The sequence below is a fragment of the Pseudomonas sp. LBUM1656 genome, assembly GCF_059716065.1.
This window is the reverse complement of the sequence record NZ_CP166800.1, coordinates 5,617,295-5,633,731: the sequence shown is the minus strand read 5'-3', so window position 1 is coordinate 5,633,731 and position 16,437 is coordinate 5,617,295. Positions and strand designations below refer to the sequence as shown.

The 16,437-nt window shown below is 60.4% G+C and carries 16 protein-coding genes; 6 read left to right on the top strand and 10 right to left on the bottom strand.

Features of this window, described 5'->3' with window-relative positions; genetic code table 11:
* Positions 1–15: 15 nt before the first annotated feature.
* The 4 genes from ACA072_RS25510 to ACA072_RS25495 all read left to right on the top strand — a co-directional run bounded on the left by ACA072_RS25510 (position 16) and on the right by ACA072_RS25495 (position 3,078).
* A complete protein-coding gene (locus tag ACA072_RS25510; RefSeq protein ID WP_008152827.1) occupies positions 16–291 on the top strand; it encodes a DUF493 domain-containing protein in 276 nt (91 codons plus the stop codon).
* Positions 291–938 carry a lipoyl(octanoyl) transferase LipB gene (gene lipB, locus ACA072_RS25505; protein ID WP_461955857.1) on the top strand — a complete coding sequence of 216 codons (648 nt, stop codon included), beginning with the start codon at positions 291–293 and terminating at the stop codon, positions 936–938. The genes ACA072_RS25510 and lipB overlap by 1 nt, the downstream gene beginning before the upstream one ends.
* A gap of 1 nt (position 939) precedes the next feature.
* Positions 940–1,965, top strand: coding sequence for a lipoyl synthase (lipA, locus tag ACA072_RS25500; RefSeq protein ID WP_109635129.1), 1,026 nt, complete (start codon positions 940–942; stop codon positions 1,963–1,965).
* A gap of 162 nt (positions 1,966–2,127) precedes the next feature.
* On the top strand, positions 2,128–3,078 hold the full coding sequence (locus ACA072_RS25495) for a S66 peptidase family protein (RefSeq protein ID WP_497621363.1): 951 nt from the start codon (positions 2,128–2,130) through the stop codon (positions 3,076–3,078).
* A gap of 129 nt (positions 3,079–3,207) precedes the next feature.
* On the opposite strand, the gene ACA072_RS25490 is transcribed toward ACA072_RS25495, so the two are convergent.
* From ACA072_RS25490 to leuS, 5 genes are all read right to left on the bottom strand, one after another.
* On the bottom strand, positions 3,208–4,530 hold the full coding sequence (locus tag ACA072_RS25490) for a lytic murein transglycosylase (RefSeq protein ID WP_497621361.1): 1,323 nt from the start codon (positions 4,528–4,530) through the stop codon (positions 3,208–3,210).
* 62 nt (positions 4,531–4,592) lie between these two features.
* Complete coding sequence (gene arfA, locus ACA072_RS25485) at positions 4,593–4,757, bottom strand: alternative ribosome rescue factor ArfA (RefSeq protein ID WP_003176285.1); 165 nt, start codon at positions 4,755–4,757, stop codon at positions 4,593–4,595.
* Between the two features lie 202 nt (positions 4,758–4,959).
* Positions 4,960–5,997: a DNA polymerase III subunit delta gene (gene holA / locus ACA072_RS25480; protein ID WP_403102606.1), complete on the bottom strand. Its 1,038-nt coding sequence runs from the start codon at positions 5,995–5,997 to the stop codon at positions 4,960–4,962.
* Between the two features lie 39 nt (positions 5,998–6,036).
* Entirely contained in the window at positions 6,037–6,642 is a 606-nt protein-coding gene (locus ACA072_RS25475) for an LPS-assembly lipoprotein LptE (RefSeq protein WP_497331149.1), read from the bottom strand.
* Between the two features lie 89 nt (positions 6,643–6,731).
* Positions 6,732–9,338 (bottom strand): leucine--tRNA ligase, encoded by a 2,607-nt coding sequence (leuS, locus tag ACA072_RS25470; RefSeq protein ID WP_497621357.1) that lies wholly within the window; start codon positions 9,336–9,338, stop codon positions 6,732–6,734.
* Between the two features lie 279 nt (positions 9,339–9,617).
* Between leuS and ACA072_RS25465 the strand changes: the two genes are divergently transcribed.
* Together ACA072_RS25465 and ACA072_RS25460 are read left to right on the top strand one after the other, a co-directional pair.
* Positions 9,618–9,938 (top strand): hypothetical protein, encoded by a 321-nt coding sequence (locus tag ACA072_RS25465; protein WP_497621355.1) that lies wholly within the window; start codon positions 9,618–9,620, stop codon positions 9,936–9,938.
* 104 nt (positions 9,939–10,042) lie between these two features.
* The gene (locus ACA072_RS25460; protein WP_497621354.1) at positions 10,043–10,810 is read left to right on the top strand and encodes a YdcF family protein; all 768 of its coding nucleotides are present in this window, start codon (positions 10,043–10,045) and stop codon (positions 10,808–10,810) included.
* A gap of 114 nt (positions 10,811–10,924) precedes the next feature.
* Here ACA072_RS25460 and lnt read toward each other — a convergent pair whose 3' ends face one another.
* From lnt to miaB, 5 genes are all read right to left on the bottom strand, one after another.
* The gene (lnt, locus tag ACA072_RS25455; RefSeq protein WP_497621352.1) at positions 10,925–12,448 is read right to left on the bottom strand and encodes an apolipoprotein N-acyltransferase; all 1,524 of its coding nucleotides are present in this window, start codon (positions 12,446–12,448) and stop codon (positions 10,925–10,927) included.
* 15 nt (positions 12,449–12,463) lie between these two features.
* Complete coding sequence (locus ACA072_RS25450; protein ID WP_109635113.1) at positions 12,464–13,303, bottom strand: CorC family transporter; 840 nt, start codon at positions 13,301–13,303, stop codon at positions 12,464–12,466.
* 5 nt (positions 13,304–13,308) lie between these two features.
* Positions 13,309–13,803 (bottom strand): rRNA maturation RNase YbeY, encoded by a 495-nt coding sequence (ybeY, locus tag ACA072_RS25445; protein ID WP_497621350.1) that lies wholly within the window; start codon positions 13,801–13,803, stop codon positions 13,309–13,311.
* Positions 13,796–14,800 carry a PhoH family protein gene (locus ACA072_RS25440; RefSeq protein WP_497449033.1) on the bottom strand — a complete coding sequence of 335 codons (1,005 nt, stop codon included), beginning with the start codon at positions 14,798–14,800 and terminating at the stop codon, positions 13,796–13,798. Before ACA072_RS25440 ends, ybeY begins: the two co-directional genes overlap by 8 nt.
* A 217-nt stretch (positions 14,801–15,017) precedes the next feature.
* Positions 15,018–16,346, bottom strand: a complete 1,329-nt coding sequence (miaB, locus tag ACA072_RS25435; RefSeq protein WP_497621348.1) for a tRNA (N6-isopentenyl adenosine(37)-C2)-methylthiotransferase MiaB — start codon at positions 16,344–16,346, stop codon at positions 15,018–15,020.
* Positions 16,347–16,437 lie beyond the last annotated feature (91 nt).

The following is a 16,437-nucleotide window of genomic DNA, read 5'->3' as shown; positions in this document are numbered from 1 at the left end:
CGAGGCCGTTACGCCATGACAGATACTGAAGTAAAGGCGCCAAAGATCGAATTCCCCTGCGCGGATTACCCCATCAAGGTGATCGGCGATACCGGTGTGGGTTTCAAGGACAAGATCATTGCGATCCTTGAGAAACACGCGACCGTTGACCACAAGACCCTGGCCGAGCGCCAGAGCACCAACGGCAAGTACACCACCATCCAGTTGCACATCATCGCCACCGGTCAAGAACAGCTGTACGACATCAACAGCGAGTTGCGGGCTACCGGTTTCGTGCACATGGTGCTGTGATGCCGGGCACGCTGGGCTTTCGCGAGCTCGGCCAGATGGCTTACGAGCCGGTCTGGCATGCCATGCAGCGCTTCACCAACGAACGTGGCAGTGATGCCGCGGACGAGATCTGGCTGGTCGAACACCCGCCGGTGTTCACCCAGGGCCAGGCCGGCAAGGCAGAGCACTTGCTGCTGCCGGGGGATATCCCGGTGGTGCAGGTCGATCGCGGTGGTCAGGTGACTTACCATGGCCCCGGCCAGTTGGTGGCCTACCTGTTGCTCGACGTTCGCAAGCTCGGTTTCGGTGTGCGTGACCTGGTCACCCGCATGGAACACTGCCTGATCGAACTGCTGGCCAGCTACGGCGTGACCGCAGCGGCCAAGCCTGATGCGCCGGGTGTCTACGTCAACGGGGCGAAAATCGCGTCCCTGGGGCTGCGGATCCGCCACGGTTGCTCCTTCCATGGCCTGGCCCTGAACGTGGACATGAACCTGGAACCGTTTCGACGGATTAATCCCTGCGGCTACGCCGGGCTGGCGATGACCCAGCTGAGCGATCACGCAGGATCGATTGAATTTGCCGAGGTAAGTGCCCGGCTGCGCGCGCAGCTCGTCAAACACCTCGACTATGCTGAGCAGACGACCCTAACGGGCGGAATCGACTGATATGACTACTGATGCAGTGCAAACCATGATCCCGACGCTCGATGTTACCGAGCGTCCGGCCCCGCGTGCCAAGGTTGAAGCCGGCGTCAAGCTGCGCGGCGCCGAGAAGGTTGCACGCATCCCGGTGAAGATCATTCCGACCACCGAACTGCCCAAGAAACCCGACTGGATCCGCGTGCGCATCCCGGTTTCCCCGGAAGTCGACCGCATCAAGGCCCTGCTGCGCAAACACAAGCTGCACAGCGTGTGCGAAGAGGCGTCCTGCCCGAACCTCGGCGAGTGCTTCTCCGGCGGCACCGCGACTTTCATGATCATGGGCGACATCTGCACCCGTCGCTGCCCGTTCTGCGACGTCGGTCACGGTCGTCCGAAGCCACTGGACGTCAACGAGCCGGAAAGCCTGGCCATCGCCATCGCCGACCTGAAACTCAAGTACGTGGTGATCACCTCGGTTGACCGCGACGACCTGCGTGACGGCGGTGCCCAGCACTTTGCCGACTGCATCCGCGAGATCCGCAAGCTGTCGCCGAACGTGCAGCTCGAAACCCTGGTCCCGGATTACCGTGGCCGCATGGACGTCGCGCTGGAAATCACCGCGGCCGAGCCACCAGATGTGTTCAACCACAACCTGGAAACCGTACCGCGCCTGTACAAGGCTGCGCGTCCGGGTTCGGACTACCAGTGGTCGCTGACCTTGCTGCAACGCTTCAAGCAGATGATGCCGCACATTCCGACCAAGTCCGGCCTGATGCTGGGTCTGGGTGAAACTGACGAAGAAGTCATCGAAGTCATGAAGCGCATGCGCGAACACGACATCGACATGCTGACCCTGGGTCAATACCTGCAACCGTCGCGCAGCCACTTGCCGGTCCAGCGTTTCGTGCACCCCGACGTGTTCGCCTGGTTCGCCGAGGAAGGTTACAAGATGGGCTTCAAGAACGTCGCTTCCGGCCCGCTGGTACGTTCCTCGTATCACGCCGACGAGCAGGCGAAGCTGGTTAAAGCTGAACTGATCTCGTCCTTGTAACAAAACGCCCGCAAGGTTTTTCAGCCTTGCGGGCGTTTTTGTTGGCCGTGCCTACGGTCGCTACCGTCTTTTCCTGCAACCTGCGGGGCGATTGATCCTCTTCTGTTTGTCCCCGTTCCTGACTACTGTGTGCTGAAGCTTTTCGCGCAGGGAGATTCATGGATGACCGTTCGACCCACTCACACGCTGTTTCCTCACTCACCCGTGCCGGCCTTGCCTTCGCAAGGGTTGATCGGCGTCATTGCACCCGCCGGTCCCGCCGGGCTGGACACCGATAAAGCCGTCGCCTGGATGCGTGCTCGCGGCTATGCGTTGCGGGTGTTTCCCGGGGTGTACGAGCAGGATGGTTACCTGGCCGGCAGCGACGACGTGCGGCTCAATGACTTGCACGCGGCGTTCGCCGACACTGAAGTCGATGCGATCATCTGCCTGCGTGGCGGTTACGGTACGCCGCGGTTGCTCGATCGCATCGATTTCGAGTTGCTGCAAAACAACGCCAAGCCGTTCATCGGCTACAGCGACATCACGGCGCTGCACGTCGCGATTAGCCGCTACGCCGGTTTTGTAACCTTTCACGGTCCGCTGCTCAATGCCGATTTGCTGGGCGAGAAGCAAAAGCCGACCGAGTCTTCGTTTTTCAACATGCTCAGAGGGCAGGTGAAGGCGGGTAGTGTGCTTTCGCACCCGGTTGCCTGGCCGCTGACCACAATCGAGCCTGGCATTGCTCACGGGCGTTTGCTGGGGGGCAATCTGTCGATGATTGCCGCGACCATGGGCACGCCGTATGAGATGGAGGCTGAAGGCGTCATTCTTTTTATCGAGGACATCAACGAACCGCTGTATCGCATCGACCGCTTGCTCACTCATCTGCGTCTGGCTGGCACGCTGGGCAAGTTGCGCGGAGTTCTGGTGGGCGATGTGGCGGGGGTTGATGCGATTGCCCTAGAGCGATTGCTCAAGCAGACGTTCGAGCCGTTGCGGATTCCGGTGCTGGCCGGGTGGCGCAGCGGGCATTGCGATCCGAACCTGACGTTGCCGATGGGCGCGTTGGTTCGACTGGATGCGGGGAAGAAGGAATTGGTGTTGGAGCAGGATGTTGTAATCAAGCGGTAGGTATTCGTCGCCTGGTAGTCCGCCTTCGCGAGCAAGCCCGCTCCCACAGGTGACCGAGTTCTCTCATGGGAATACGGTCGAATGTGGGAGCGGGCTTGCTCGCGAAGGCGGCATCCGCCATACGGCTGACTAGCGATTACGCAAGCCTTCAAGCAGCTTGTGCGTCGGATAACCATCTGCAGGCCAGCCAAACGACTGCTGTGCACTACGGATCGCTTTGCGAGTATTGGCACCGATAATCCCGTCGGCAGTGCCCGCATCGTAGTTCTGCGCGCTCAGCAGGCTTTGCAGTTCGATCCGCTCGGTGCGGCTCAACGGCAAGTCATCTTTTGGCCAGGTGCCGTTGATCAAGCCGCCACCATTGAATCGCTCGGACAACAGGCTCACCGCCAACGCATAAGACGACGAGTTGTTGTACTTGAGGATCGCACGGAAGTTGTCGAGCACCAGGAACGCCGGGCCACGATAACCGGCCGGCAGCAGCAGGGCGGCGGACAGGTGTTCGGAACCCGCTGGAACCTGGGCGCCATTGGCCAGCGAGACACCTAACTGTTGCCATTCAGCGACGCTCTTGCGAATCGTGCCGTCCGCCAGAACGTAGTTGAAGCTACCCGGCAACTGCACTTCGAAGCCCCATGGCTGGCCTCTCTGCCAGCCGGAGCTTTGCAGGTAGTGCGCGGTCGAGGCCAGAGCATCGGCGGGGCTGTTCCAGATGTCGCGGCGGCCGTCACCGTCGAAGTCCACGGCGTGGGTGTTGTAGGTGGTCGGGATAAACTGGGTTTGGCCCATGGCGCCGGCCCAGGAGCCGAGCATTTTTTCTGGCTCGATGTCGCCTTGCTGCAGGATCTGCAGGGCGGCGATCAATTGCGCATGAGCAAAGCCCGGACGCCGGCCTTCGTAGGCCAGGGTCGCCAGGGAGTTGATCACGGACTTGCTGCCCTGGAACTGACCGAAATTACTCTCCATGCCCCACACCGACACCAAGGCCTGGCGATCGACGCCGTAGCGCTGCTCGATGCTTTGCAGGATGTCGGCGTATTGGCTGACCAGCGCCTGACCCTTGCGTACCCGCAGTGGCGACAGGGCGCCATCGAGGTATTCCCACACCGGGCGGGAAAACTCGGGCTGGCTGCGATCGGCGCGGATCACGCTGTTGTCCAGACTGACATTGGCGAAGGCGCGGTCGAACAGATCGGCGCGGATGCCGGCGGCCAAGGCGTCTTTGCGGAAACCTGCCTGCCATTCGGCGAAGGTCTGGGTGGGCTGGATATCGAGGTTTTCACCGGTCGGCACCACGGGCGGAATGACCGCAGGGGCTGTCGCGACGGGAAGGGTCTGAAGCGGCTGGGCGTCGGCGGCGGTTGGTTTTTCCGCGCAGGCGACAAGCAAAATGAGGCTGGAGGCAGCGATCAGTTGGCGCAGGGGCCAACGACGGGAAATACAAAGGGGCATGCACAGGTCCAGGGAATACGAATCAGGTGCAGACCTTAACATGTTGAGCGATGGCTTGCCTTTCAGGCCGCCAGAAAGTAAGAAGCCTCCCAGCTATTAGACTGGAAGGCTTCGCGGCGGTAGCTGCCTTTGCCCTTGCCGGCTCGCTCCTGACGGCTGCGGAACAGTGGCTGGGCGATGATGGATTTGGCCTTGTTGGGGCCATGCTTCGATGGCTTTTTGCTCATGATCGGATCTCTCGATTGAGTGGGGTTTTGCGGGGGAAATAATCTGCCGAAGTCGGGGTTCTGTCTATAGGGCAAATGGATGTGTTTTGTGTAGGAAAGCAGAATCAAAAGATCGCAGCCTCGTTTCACTCGACAGCTCCTACAAGGGGATGCATTCCACTGTAGGAGCTGTCGAGTGAAACGAGGCTGCGATCTTTTGATCTTACTCAGCAGGCAACGACAATCTCTGGCCAGCCATCAACAACGACAACCGACTCAAACTCATCCACGGCGACCCGGCAGCCTGCCCCTTGATCTGCGCATCAATGCGCTGCGCTTCCAGCAACAACTGCGCCCAGCGTTGCGCCGGGTAGCGTTGCAGGGCTTTGCTCATCAGCGGTTTGCGCTTGTCCCAGACCGGCGGTCGGGCCTGGCTGAAGGCTTTGTCCAGTGGCACACCCTGGCTGTACTGCAGCGAAAGGTTGGCCAGCAGACGCAGCTCCCGGGCCAATGCCCAGAGAATCACGGGTGGTTCGACGCCTTCACCACGTAACCCTTCGAGGATGCGCAGGGCATGGGCGGCTTCGCCATTGAGAATCGCGTCGGTCAGGCCAAAAACATCGAAGCGCGCACTGTCGGCCACCGCCGCTTGCACGGTTTCGACGGTGATCTGGCCACCTTCGGCCATCAGCTTGAGCTTTTCGATTTCCTGGGCGGCGGCCAACAGGTTGCCCTCGACCCGCGCGGCGATCAGTTCCACGGCGTCCTGGCTGGCAGAAAGCCCGGCCTGGGACAACCGTTGACGAATCCAGCTCGGCAACTGGTTGGCATCCACCGGCCAGATCTGCACGAACTGCGTCTGCTGTCCTTCGACCAGCGCCTTGCCCCACTTGGTTTTCTGCGCACTGCCATCCAGCTTGGGCAGACTGATCAACAGCACCGTGTCTTCGGCCGGGCGCGAGCAGTATTCGATGAACGCGGCGGCACCTTTGTCACCGGGTTTGCCGGACGGCAAACGCAGCTCCAGCAGGCGCTTTTCGGCAAACAACGACATGCTCGCGCCGGCTTGCAGCAACGTCCCCCAGTCGAAACTGGCGTCGGCGGCGAAGACCTGGCGTTCGTCGAAGCCCTGTTGGCGAGCGGCGGCACGGATGGCGTCGGCGGCTTCCTGACACAGCAGCGGGTCATCGCCACTGATGATGTAGACAGGCGCGAGGGTGCCTTGCAGGTGCTTGGCGAGTTGGGCTGGGGCGAGTTTCATAAGAGAGGGCGAACGGGGCGCCTGGGCGCCCCGTAAGTCTTATTGCTGCGGGATTTCGATGGGCGACTGACGCGGGGTTTCCGCTTCAGCTTTCTGCGCTGCGTCCAGTGCCTGGGCTTCGGCTTTTTCCTTGGCGTCGGCGTTCTGTTGCAGTTGCTCCAACTGAGTCGGAGAGATCTGTGACAGACGCAGCATCATGCGTTGAACCAGCTCGCGACGGCTCTCTACGCGAGCAGTAGCGGCTTCCTGGTCGGACCCCACCAGGTTGTTGCCGTCGTGGATAAAGATCTTCTGCACTTGGAGCTTGTCGCTCAGCAATGGCACGCCTCGCGCACCAAGGATGTCGAAGTTCAGCACGGTAGTCACCTGATACTCGCCAGTGCGGCCGGCACCGGCGTAGCTGAGGATGCGCTGGTTTTCCTGCTCATCGGTCAGCACCAGTTTGTACGGCGCGCCGGTGTAAACCTTGACGCCGCTGCTTTGCAGCACCTGACGCAATTGCGTCACGGTTTCGCCGTAGGCGTTGCGGGCGCTCAGATCGAGCTCCTTGATCGCCAGTTCATTGGTGCCGGTGCCGCGCAGCTGGAAACCGCAGGCGCTCAACAGGACCGCAAGGCCCATCACCAGCAAATTGCGTTTGATCATCTTGTTGCTCCCCTTGAAACCATGTGGGCCGACCGTGCGGCCCGAAAGGTTTTACTCGGCGCCAGGCTCACCTGGCACCTGATCCAATTTTAGCTGGCGACGATATTGACCAGTTTCCCGGGCACTACAATCACTTTACGAATAGTCAGGCCGTCGACGAAGCGCAGCACGTTCTCGTTGACGCGGGCAGCGGCTTCGACTTCTTCGCGAGTCGCGGTGGCCGGCATGTCGATCTGGCCGCGCAGCTTGCCGTTGACCTGGATGACCAGTGTCAGGCTGTCCTGCACCAGCGCGGTTTCGTCCACCACCGGCCAGACGGCGTCGATCACCGGGTCTGCGTGACCCAGTCGATGCCACAGCTCGTGACTGATGTGCGGAGTGATCGGAGCCAGCAGCAACGTCACGGCTTCCAGGCCTTCGTGAACCAGTGCGCGATCCTGTTCGGTGCCTTGCGCGGCTTTTTCCAGCACGTTCATCAGCGTCATCACCTGGGCGATGGCGGTGTTGAATTTGTGGTTCTGGCCGACGTCGTGGCTGGCCTGCTTGATGGCCAGGTGGATCGAACGGCGAATGGCTTTCTGCTCGTCGTTCAGGCTGGCGACGCCCAGTTTGCCCGGCAAGCCTTGAGTGACGTGGGCTTGAGCCAGACGCCAGACGCGCTTGAGGAAACGGTGCGAGCCTTCGACGCCGGAATCGGACCATTCCGCGCTCATGTCAGGTGGCGAGGCGAACATCATGAACAGGCGGCAGGTGTCTGCGCCGAACTGGTCGATCATCGACTGCGGGTCGACGCCGTTGTTCTTCGACTTGGCCATCTTCTCGGTGCCGCCGATTTCCACCGGCAGGCCGTCCGCGATCAGCTTGGCGCTGATGACCTTGGCCTTGCTGTCGCGTTCGAGTTCGACGTCCGCCGGGTTGAACCAGGTGTAAGCACCGTTGGCTTCACGACGATAGTAAGTCTCGGCGATCACCATGCCCTGGGTCAGCAGGTTCTTGAACGGCTCGTTGGAGCTCACCAGGCCTTCGTCGCGCATCAGCTTGTGGAAGAAGCGCGCGTAGAGCAGGTGAAGAATCGCGTGTTCGATACCGCCGATGTATTGATCAACCGGTAACCAGTGGTCAGCCGCGGATTTTTCCACCAGGCCGCCTTCATAGTGCGGCGAGGCGTAGCGAGCGTAGTACCAGGATGACTCCACGAAGGTGTCCATGGTGTCGGTTTCACGCTTGGCCGGTGCGCCGCATTTCGGGCAAGCGCACTCGTAGAACTCAGGCATGCGTGCCAATGGCGAACCGGCGCCGTCCGGCACCACGTCTTCCGGCAGTACGACAGGCAGTTGATCTTCCGGGACCGGCACATCACCGCAGGTGGTGCAATGAATGATCGGGATCGGGCAGCCCCAGTAGCGCTGGCGGCTGATGCCCCAGTCGCGCAGGCGGAACTGGGTGCGCGAGGCACCGAGGTTTTTCTTGATCAGCGCGACTTCAATGGCGTCGAATGCACCAGCGAAGTCCAGTCCGTCGAATTCGCCGGAGTTGATCAGTGTGCCGTGTTCGCCGTAAGCGTCCTGCCACGGAGCCGGGTTGGTGTCACCTGCACTTGTGCGCACCACGGATTTGATCGGCAGGTTGTACTTGGTGGCGAACTCGAAATCACGTTCGTCGTGAGCCGGAACCGCCATCACCGCGCCATCGCCGTAGTGCATCAGCACATAGTTGGCGACCCACACCGGGAGTTTCTCACCGGTCAGCGGGTGCTCGACGAACAGCGAGGTCGGCAGGCCTTTTTTCTCTTGGGTGGCGACGTCGGCTTCGGCAACGCTGCCGCCCTTGCATTCAGCGATGAACGCTTGCAGCTCAGGGCTGTGCTGCGCGGCCAGGGTGGCCAGCGGGTGTTCGGCGGCCACGGCAACGTAGGTCGCGCCCATCAGGGTGTCCGGACGGGTGGTGAATACTTTCAGCGCGCCGGCTTCGCCGATGGAGTCGACGTTGTAGGGGAACTGCACTTCCATGCCGCGGGATTTGCCGATCCAGTTGCGCTGCATGGTCTTGACCTGTTCAGGCCAGCCAGTCAGTTCGTCGAGGCTCTCCAGCAGCTCATCCGCGTAGGCGGTGATCTTGAAGTAGTACATCGGGATTTCGCGCTTTTCGATCAGCGCGCCGGAACGCCAGCCGCGGCCGTCGATCACTTGTTCGTTGGCCAGGACGGTCTGGTCGACCGGGTCCCAGTTCACGGTGCCGCTTTTCTTGTAGATCACGCCTTTTTCGAACAGGCGAGTGAACAGCCATTGTTCCCAGCGGTAGTAATCAGGCTTGCAGGTGGTCACTTCGCGGGACCAGTCAACCGCCAGGCCCAGGCTGCGCAGCTGGGTTTTCATGTAGGCGATGTTTTCGTAGGTCCACTTGGCGGGCGCTACGTTGTTCTTCATCGCGGCGTTTTCCGCCGGCATGCCGAAGGCGTCCCAACCCATGGGTTGCAGGACGTTCTTGCCTTGCATGCGCTGGTAGCGGGAGATCACGTCGCCGATGGTGTAGTTGCGCACGTGCCCCATGTGTAGCTTGCCGCTGGGGTAAGGGAACATCGACAGGCAGTAGAAAGTCTCCTTGCCTGGCTGTTCACTGACTTCAAAGGACTTTTGCTCGTCCCAGAACGACTGGGCGGCGGCTTCGATTTCACGGGGCTGATATTGTTCGTGCATGGCTACTTTTGAACTGAATAGGGGTGGCCTAATCCTCTTCAATGCAACGCTGGACGGTGACGACGCCAAATCGGCGTTTCGGGGCCCACGCGAGCTGGAAGTGGAGTTACAGGAAGCGCCGTAGCATACATGACCGCACTCTACCGAGGGAAACCCTGATTGCTGCCGCGCGTCTTGCGAAAACCGCCGCGAGGGCCGTTGGTCGCGGCATCCAGCCGGTTTGTTCATGGAAGCTAAGCTCTAAATGGGGAGCGAGTCTTATCTTCAATGAGGTGAGGGATGGTTGAGTCACAGCAAAAAGTCACGAAACCGGTGCTGTATGAAAGACTGATCGATCGTCTGGGGATGGCCCTGGACGCTGCAAAAACCGCTGACCGGCTACGCGATGAGCGTCCCTTGGAGCTTGAACTGCGTGGGTTGAGCCCCGCAGAGTTTGAACTGGTCAAAGCCTATCTGGATCGCAGTGAACGTGAGACGCACGGATGTTTGTCCGCAGCAGTGAAGCAACTCGACGCACCACGTTCGGCCAAGATCATCTGGCTCAAGGACAAGGCATCAGGCAGGGAATCGGAAAAGGTCCGGTCTCTGCAATTCAAATAACGCTGCAAGCCATGACACATGGTTTTTTAAAGCATAGTCCTTCCGTATTTGTTGTCGCATGGCGTCAACCCACTTAGGCTTCGGGCATCTTATGGAGATGCTCGATGCCTTTTCGCTATTTCGTGAAACAACTTCTATTGCCGCCCGGCATTCTGTTGCTGTTGCTGATGCTCGCGTGGTGGTTGCGCCGCTCAAGGCCGAGGCTTGCGGCGGTGTGCTTCGCCTTGGGTTTCGGCGGCTTCCTGTTAATGAGTTTGCCGGTGGTGGTGCAGTGGGGCGCCAAGGCCCTGGAAAGTGAGCCGCCACTGGCGCGGGAGGAATGGGCCACCCTGGCTCAGCGCGCGGATGCGATTGTGCTGCTGGGCTCCGGGCGTGAGCGTGGCGATATTGCCTGGGGGGCTGATCAGCCGACCGGCATAGGTCTGGAGCGTGAACGTTACGCTGCACGCCTGGCCAAGGCTTCCGGGTTGCCCGTTCTCACCAGCGGCGGCCTGCATTACGGTACGCCGCCCTCTGAAGCGAAGCTGATGGCGGATTCGTTGCTCGATGATTTTGGCGTGACCGTGCGTTGGCAGGAAGGGCGCAGCCGCACGACGTGGGAGAACGCGCAGTTCAGCGCCGAGGTGTTGTTGCCGCAGGGCATCAAGCGCGTGGTGGTAGTGACTCATGCCTCGCATATGCCGCGATCGGTCTGGAGCTTTGAGCAGGCAGGATTTGAAGTGGTGCCGGCGCCGGTGGGGTTTCTAGGCGTGGACAATGCCCGGCCGCTGGGCGGCTGGATGCCGGAATTCAAATCCATCTGGCAGAGCGGACAGTTGTTGAATGAGGCGGTGGGGCAGATCGGTTACTCGATGTTTTACCGAGGTGATTGATCATTCCCACGCTCCTGCGTGGGAATGCATCCCGTGACGCTCTGCGTCACAGCGTCAACAGCGGAACGCGGAGCGTCCCTGGCGGCATTCCCACGCAGAGCGTGGGAACGAGCATCAGACCGTTTTGGCCATCCGGTTCGCCACCAGTGCCCAGCCAAACAACAACACACAAACGATGATCAACGGCCACGAACGCCATTCCAGGTAAGGCGTCAGGTTATGCATCGGCACGACTTCGCCATACAAAATGCCGCGTTCGAACTGCGGAATCTGCACCGTGATCTGCCCGAACGGGTTGATCAGGCCGGTTACGCCGTTGTTGGTGGCGCGGATCATCCAGCGGCCTGCCTCAAGCGCTCGCATCTGCGCCATCTGCAAATGTTGCAGCGGGCCGATGGAGGTGCCGAACCAGGTGTCGTTGCTGATGGTCAGCAGTAAATCGCTGCGAGCCGCCAGGCTGGCAGCAAATTCCGGGTAGACCACTTCGTAGCAGATGAACGGCGCAATCTGATAACCCTTGGCTTGCAACATGGCCTGGTCAGCCGGGCCACGGGCAAAGTCAGACATCGGCAGGTCGAAAAATGCGATCAGCCCGCGCAGCACGTCCTGCAACGGAACGTATTCGCCAAACGGCACCAGCTTCTGCTTGAGATAGGTGCCATCGCCTTCACCAAGCACGGTAATGCCGTTGAAAAAGCGCTTTTCATGCCGGACTTCCTGGCGGATCGGTACGCCGGTAATCAGCGCAGATTTACGCTCTGAGGCGAAATTCCCCATCATGTTCAGGTAGCCCTCGGCGGACTCCTTGAGCACCGGGACGGCCGTTTCCGGCCAGATCAGTAAGTCGACTGGTTTGGAGCTGAAGCTCATGTCGCGGTACAGCGCCAGCTGCGCGTTGAGCTGCGCCGGGTCCCACTTCATGCTTTGTTCGATATTGCCCTGAATGGCGGCGACGCTCAGCGCCGGGCCCGCCGGGCTGGTCCATGCGTGTTCTTTCAACGCCATGCCAGCCACCCAAGGGCCGGCCAGCAGCAACACGCCCGCGGCGATGAAACCTTTACGGCCCGTGCGCACCAGACGCATTGCGTTGTAGATCAGCGCAGCCGTCAGGGCCAGGATGAAGGAAATCAGCCACATCCCGCCAACCGGTGCGAGCCCGGCCAGCGGGCCGTCGAGCTGACTGTAACCGGAGTAGAGCCACGGGAAACCGGTGAGAAACCAGCCGCGAAATGCTTCCTGGCCGACCCATAGCGCTGCAAATGCCAAGGCATCCGCCAGTGGTGCTTCGTTACGACGCAGCCAGCGTGCCCAGATCCAGGCGGGCAGGGCGAAGAACCAGGCAATCGCCGCCGTGAAGATCAGCATCAGGAAACCGGCCAGTAGCACCGAAGCCCCGCCGAAGTGGTGGATGCTGTAATAGATCCAGCTGGTGCCGGCGCCAAACAGGCCGAAACCGAAACACCATCCACGGCCCAGGGCCTGACGGGGGCTCAGTTCGCGCAAACCGGCATAGAAGAAACCGACCGCCAACAACGCCAACGGCCAGATATCGAACGGCGCCAGGGCCAGGGTGGTGAGTGCACCGGCCGCCACGGCCAGCAGGTTACCGGGCCAGCCGGGGCGGGTTATCCAGCGCATTTCTATCCTTAGTGTTTACCGAGCAATAGGCGTCAGGCGAAGCAAGTGAATCCGACGGCTGTCGGCGTTCAGGATGCGGAAGCGATAAGGGCCGATTTCAGTGATTTCGTTGCGTTTTGGCAAGTGCCCGAATGCACTCATCACCAGACCGCCCACGGTGTCGAATTCGTCGTTGGAGAATTCGCTGTCGAAGAACTCGTTGAAGTTCTCGATCGGCGTCAGAGCCTTGATCAGGAAGTCACCGCTTGGAAGAGGCTTGATGTAGCTGTCTTCTTCGACGTCGTGTTCGTCTTCGATGTCGCCGACGATCTGTTCCAGCACGTCTTCGATGGTCACCAGACCCGCCACGCCGCCGTATTCGTCGATGACGATGGCCATGTGGTTGTGGTTGGCGCGAAATTCACGCAACAGCACGTTCAGGCGCTTGGACTCGGGCACGAAGGTGGCCGGGCGCAGCAGATCCTTGATGTTGAAGCTGTCGCCATTTTCCTTGAGGATCAATGGCAGCAAGTCCTTGGCCAGCAACACGCCCATCACGTCATCGTGGCTTTCGCCGATGACCGGGTAGCGGGAGTGGGCCGAGTCGACCACGGCAGGCAAAAACTCGCGCGGTGTCTGGGTCGCCTTGATGCTGATCATCTGCGAGCGCGGGACCATGATGTCCCGTACTTGCAGGTCAGCGACCTGGATGGCGCCTTCGACGATGGCCAGCGCTTCGCTGTCCAGCAACTTGTTTTGGTGTGCGTCGCGCAGCAGCTCCAGCAGCTCCTGGCGGTTCTTCGGCTCGTGGGCAAAAGCCTGGGTGAGCTTACCCAGCCAAGACTTTTGCCCGTTGCTCGATCGATCTTCGCTCATAGCGATTACTCTGAATCCTTTGTTGTCACGGTAGGGGTTGCGTCTGTTTCGTCGTCTGCATAAGGGTCGGGATAGCCCAACTCGGCAAGCAACGTTCGTTCCAGTGCTTCCATTTCTTCGGCTTCGTCGTCATCTATATGGTCGTAACCCAGCAGATGCAAGCAGCCGTGAATCACCAGATGCGCCCAATGGGCCTTTAGTTCCTTGCCTTGCTCGGCGGCTTCGCGCTCGACCACTGCCACGCAGATCACCAGATCGCCCAGCAGCGGGATGTCGAGAAACTCGTCAGGCACATCGGCAGGAAACGACAAGACGTTGGTGGCGTAATCCTTCTGCCGCCAAGTGTGGTTCAGCTCGCGGGCCTCTTCTTCATCGACCAGGCGAATGGTCATTTCAGAGTCGGCGGTGCGCTGGCGCAGGGCCAGTTCACACCATTGGCGGAACTCGGCTTCGCTGGGGGCAGGCGCTTGGGTAGCCAGTTGCAGATCAAGCTCAAGCATCGCGGCGACTGTCCTTTGGCGTTTCGTCTGCCACGCGATTTTCGAAGCGCTCGTAGGCTTCGACGATGCGTTGCACCAGTGGATGGCGCACAACGTCCTTGGATTCGAAATGGGTGAAGCTGATGCCCGGTACGTCTTTGAGTACTTCAATCACATGGTGCAGCCCGGATTTGGTGCCTTTGGGCAGGTCGACCTGGGTGATGTCACCGGTGATGACGGCCGTGGAGCCGAAGCCGATCCGGGTCAGGAACATCTTCATCTGTTCGACGGTGGTGTTCTGGCTTTCGTCGAGGATGATGAAACTGTTGTTGAGCGTGCGACCGCGCATGTAGGCCAGTGGCGCAACTTCAATGACCTGGCGCTCGATCAGTTTGGCGACGTGTTCGAAGCCAAGCATCTCGTAGAGTGCGTCGTAGAGCGGGCGCAGGTACGGGTCGATCTTTTGCGAAAGGTCGCCCGGCAGGAAGCCGAGCTTTTCGCCCGCTTCAACCGCCGGACGGACCAGCAGAATGCGGCGAATCTGCTCGCGTTCCAGCGCGTCTACCGCGCAGGCAACGGCCAGATAGGTCTTGCCGGTTCCGGCCGGGCCGATGCCAAAATTGATGTCGTTACCGAGGATTTCCTTCACATAGCGCAGCTGATTCAAGCCGCGAGGGCGAATCATGCCTTTTTTGGTGCGCAGGGCGACGGAGGGTTCGGACGGGGAGACGTTGTCCAGCTCTTCGACGGCCGATTCCTGCAGGAACAGGTGAACCATGTCCGGCGACAGCTCGGTACCCTTGGTTTCCCGGTACAGGCGGCGCAGGAGGTTTTCCGCGGAGGTGGTGTGTTTTGGATCGCCGATCAGCTCGAACTGGTTTCCGCGGTTGCGGATCTCGATGGTCAGGCGCTGTTCGATCAAGCGCAGATGCTCGTCGAACTGCCCGCACAGATTGGCGAAGCGACGGGCCTCAAAGGGCTCGAGGATAAAACGATGTGGTTCTATGGGTGCGTTCAAGGTCGTATTTAGCCGCCCTGGGGCAATTAAGATGAAATCAAGGATAACGCCAGTGGGCTGGGTGCGAAAGCTCTTATACAGACCAATCTGAATCGGGCGTCTGGCACGGTCTCTGTGGGAGCGGGCTTGCTCGCGAAGGGGTCATTACATTCACCATCTGTGTTGAATGTCAGTCCGCCTTCCCGAGCAAGCCCGCTCCCACATTGATCTGCTGCGGTTATTGAATCAGCGAGCCCCGCAGCGAGTGCGGCTGTGCGGCATCGATGTGCACATCGGCGAACTGGCCGATCAAGGTCGGATTGTCGCAGCGGAAGTTGACGATCCGGTTATTCTCGGTCCGGCCTTGCAGCTCGCCGGGGTCCTTTTTCGAATAATCGGTGACCAGAATCCGCTGGATCGACCCGACCATTTGTCGGCTGATCTCGAAACCTTGCTGGTTCAAGCGATGTTGCAGCGCGTTAAGGCGTTCCTTTTTCAACTCTTCCGGCGTTTCATCGGCCAGATCGGCGGCCGGAGTGCCCGGGCGCTGGCTATAGACGAACGAGTAGGAGAAGTCGAAACCGACGTCTTCGATCAGCTTCATGGTCTGTTCGAAGTCTTTCTCGGTCTCGCCCGGGAAGCCGACGATGAAGTCCGAGCTGATGCAGATCCCCGGCACGGCGGCGCGCAGTTTGCGCAGTTTGGATTTGTATTCCAGCGCGGTGTGGTTGCGTTTCATCGCCGAGAGAATGCGGTCCGAACCCGATTGCACCGGCAAGTGCAGGTGTTTCACCAGTTCCGGCACATCGGCGTGGGCCTGGATCAGGCTGTCGGAGAATTCCAGCGGATGCGAGGTGGTGTAGCGAATCCGGTCGATGCCATCGACGGCGGCCACCACGCGGATCAACTCGGCGAGATCGGCCAGGCGCCCGTCGTGGGTGGTCCCGCGATAGCCGTTGACGTTCTGACCCAGCAACGTCACTTCGCGCACGCCGTGTTCGGCCAGGTGCATGATCTCGGCAATCACGTCATCAAACGGCCGGCTGACCTCTTCGCCGCGGGTATAAGGCACCACGCAGAATGTGCAGTACTTGCTGCAGCCTTCCATGACCGACACATAAGCGCTCGGGCCGTCGATGCGCGGCTCGGGCAAATGGTCGAATTTTTCGATTTCCGGGAACGAGACGTCGACTTGCGGCAGCTTGGTGGCGCGTGCGGCGTCGATCATCTCCGGCAGTCGGTGCAGGGTTTGCGGGCCGAAGACCACGTCAACGTACGGGGCGCGATCGCGGATGGCGGCGCCTTCCTGGCTGGCCACGCAACCGCCGACGGCGATCACCATGTCCGGGTTGGCCAGTTTCAGTTCACGCCAGCGGCCGAGCTGGGAATACACCCGGTCCTGGGCGCGTTCGCGGATGGAGCAGGTGTTGAGCAGGATCACGTCGGCGTCTTCAGCGCGAGCGGTGACTTCCAGGGCCTGATGTTCACCCAGCAGATCGACCATGCGCGAGCTGTCGTACTCGTTCATCTGGCAACCGTGGGTTTCGATGTAAAGCTTCTTGGCCATGGATACAGTCATCACGTGATTCAAAGAACCGCGCATTATAGGGAACATGTCCCCAGGTTCCTACCGCTGTGCGTCCGGCGGCTATGCTATA

Excerpts from the sequence above, each read along its gene's own strand:
- ACA072_RS25475 (WP_497331149.1), bottom strand. The coding sequence starts at position 6,642 with ATGATCAAACGCAATTTGCTGGTGATGGGCCTTGCGGTCCTGTTGAGC.
- lnt (WP_497621352.1), bottom strand. The coding sequence starts at position 12,448 with ATGCGCTGGATAACCCGCCCCGGCTGGCCCGGTAACCTGCTGGCCGTG.
- miaB (WP_497621348.1), bottom strand. The coding sequence starts at position 16,346 with ATGGCCAAGAAGCTTTACATCGAAACCCACGGTTGCCAGATGAACGAG.
- ACA072_RS25510 (WP_008152827.1), top strand. The coding sequence starts at position 16 with ATGACAGATACTGAAGTAAAGGCGCCAAAGATCGAATTCCCCTGCGCG.
- ybeY (WP_497621350.1), bottom strand. The coding sequence starts at position 13,803 with ATGCTTGAGCTTGATCTGCAACTGGCTACCCAAGCGCCTGCCCCCAGC.
- holA (WP_403102606.1), bottom strand. The coding sequence starts at position 5,997 with ATGAAACTCGCCCCAGCCCAACTCGCCAAGCACCTGCAAGGCACCCTC.
- arfA (WP_003176285.1), bottom strand. The coding sequence starts at position 4,757 with ATGAGCAAAAAGCCATCGAAGCATGGCCCCAACAAGGCCAAATCCATC.
- ACA072_RS25450 (WP_109635113.1), bottom strand. The coding sequence starts at position 13,303 with ATGAGCGAAGATCGATCGAGCAACGGGCAAAAGTCTTGGCTGGGTAAG.
- leuS (WP_497621357.1), bottom strand. The coding sequence starts at position 9,338 with ATGCACGAACAATATCAGCCCCGTGAAATCGAAGCCGCCGCCCAGTCG.
- ACA072_RS25490 (WP_497621361.1), bottom strand. The coding sequence starts at position 4,530 with ATGCCCCTTTGTATTTCCCGTCGTTGGCCCCTGCGCCAACTGATCGCT.
- ACA072_RS25465 (WP_497621355.1), top strand. The coding sequence starts at position 9,618 with ATGGTTGAGTCACAGCAAAAAGTCACGAAACCGGTGCTGTATGAAAGA.
- lipB (WP_461955857.1), top strand. The coding sequence starts at position 291 with ATGCCGGGCACGCTGGGCTTTCGCGAGCTCGGCCAGATGGCTTACGAG.
- lipA (WP_109635129.1), top strand. The coding sequence starts at position 940 with ATGACTACTGATGCAGTGCAAACCATGATCCCGACGCTCGATGTTACC.
- ACA072_RS25460 (WP_497621354.1), top strand. The coding sequence starts at position 10,043 with ATGCCTTTTCGCTATTTCGTGAAACAACTTCTATTGCCGCCCGGCATT.
- ACA072_RS25495 (WP_497621363.1), top strand. The coding sequence starts at position 2,128 with ATGACCGTTCGACCCACTCACACGCTGTTTCCTCACTCACCCGTGCCG.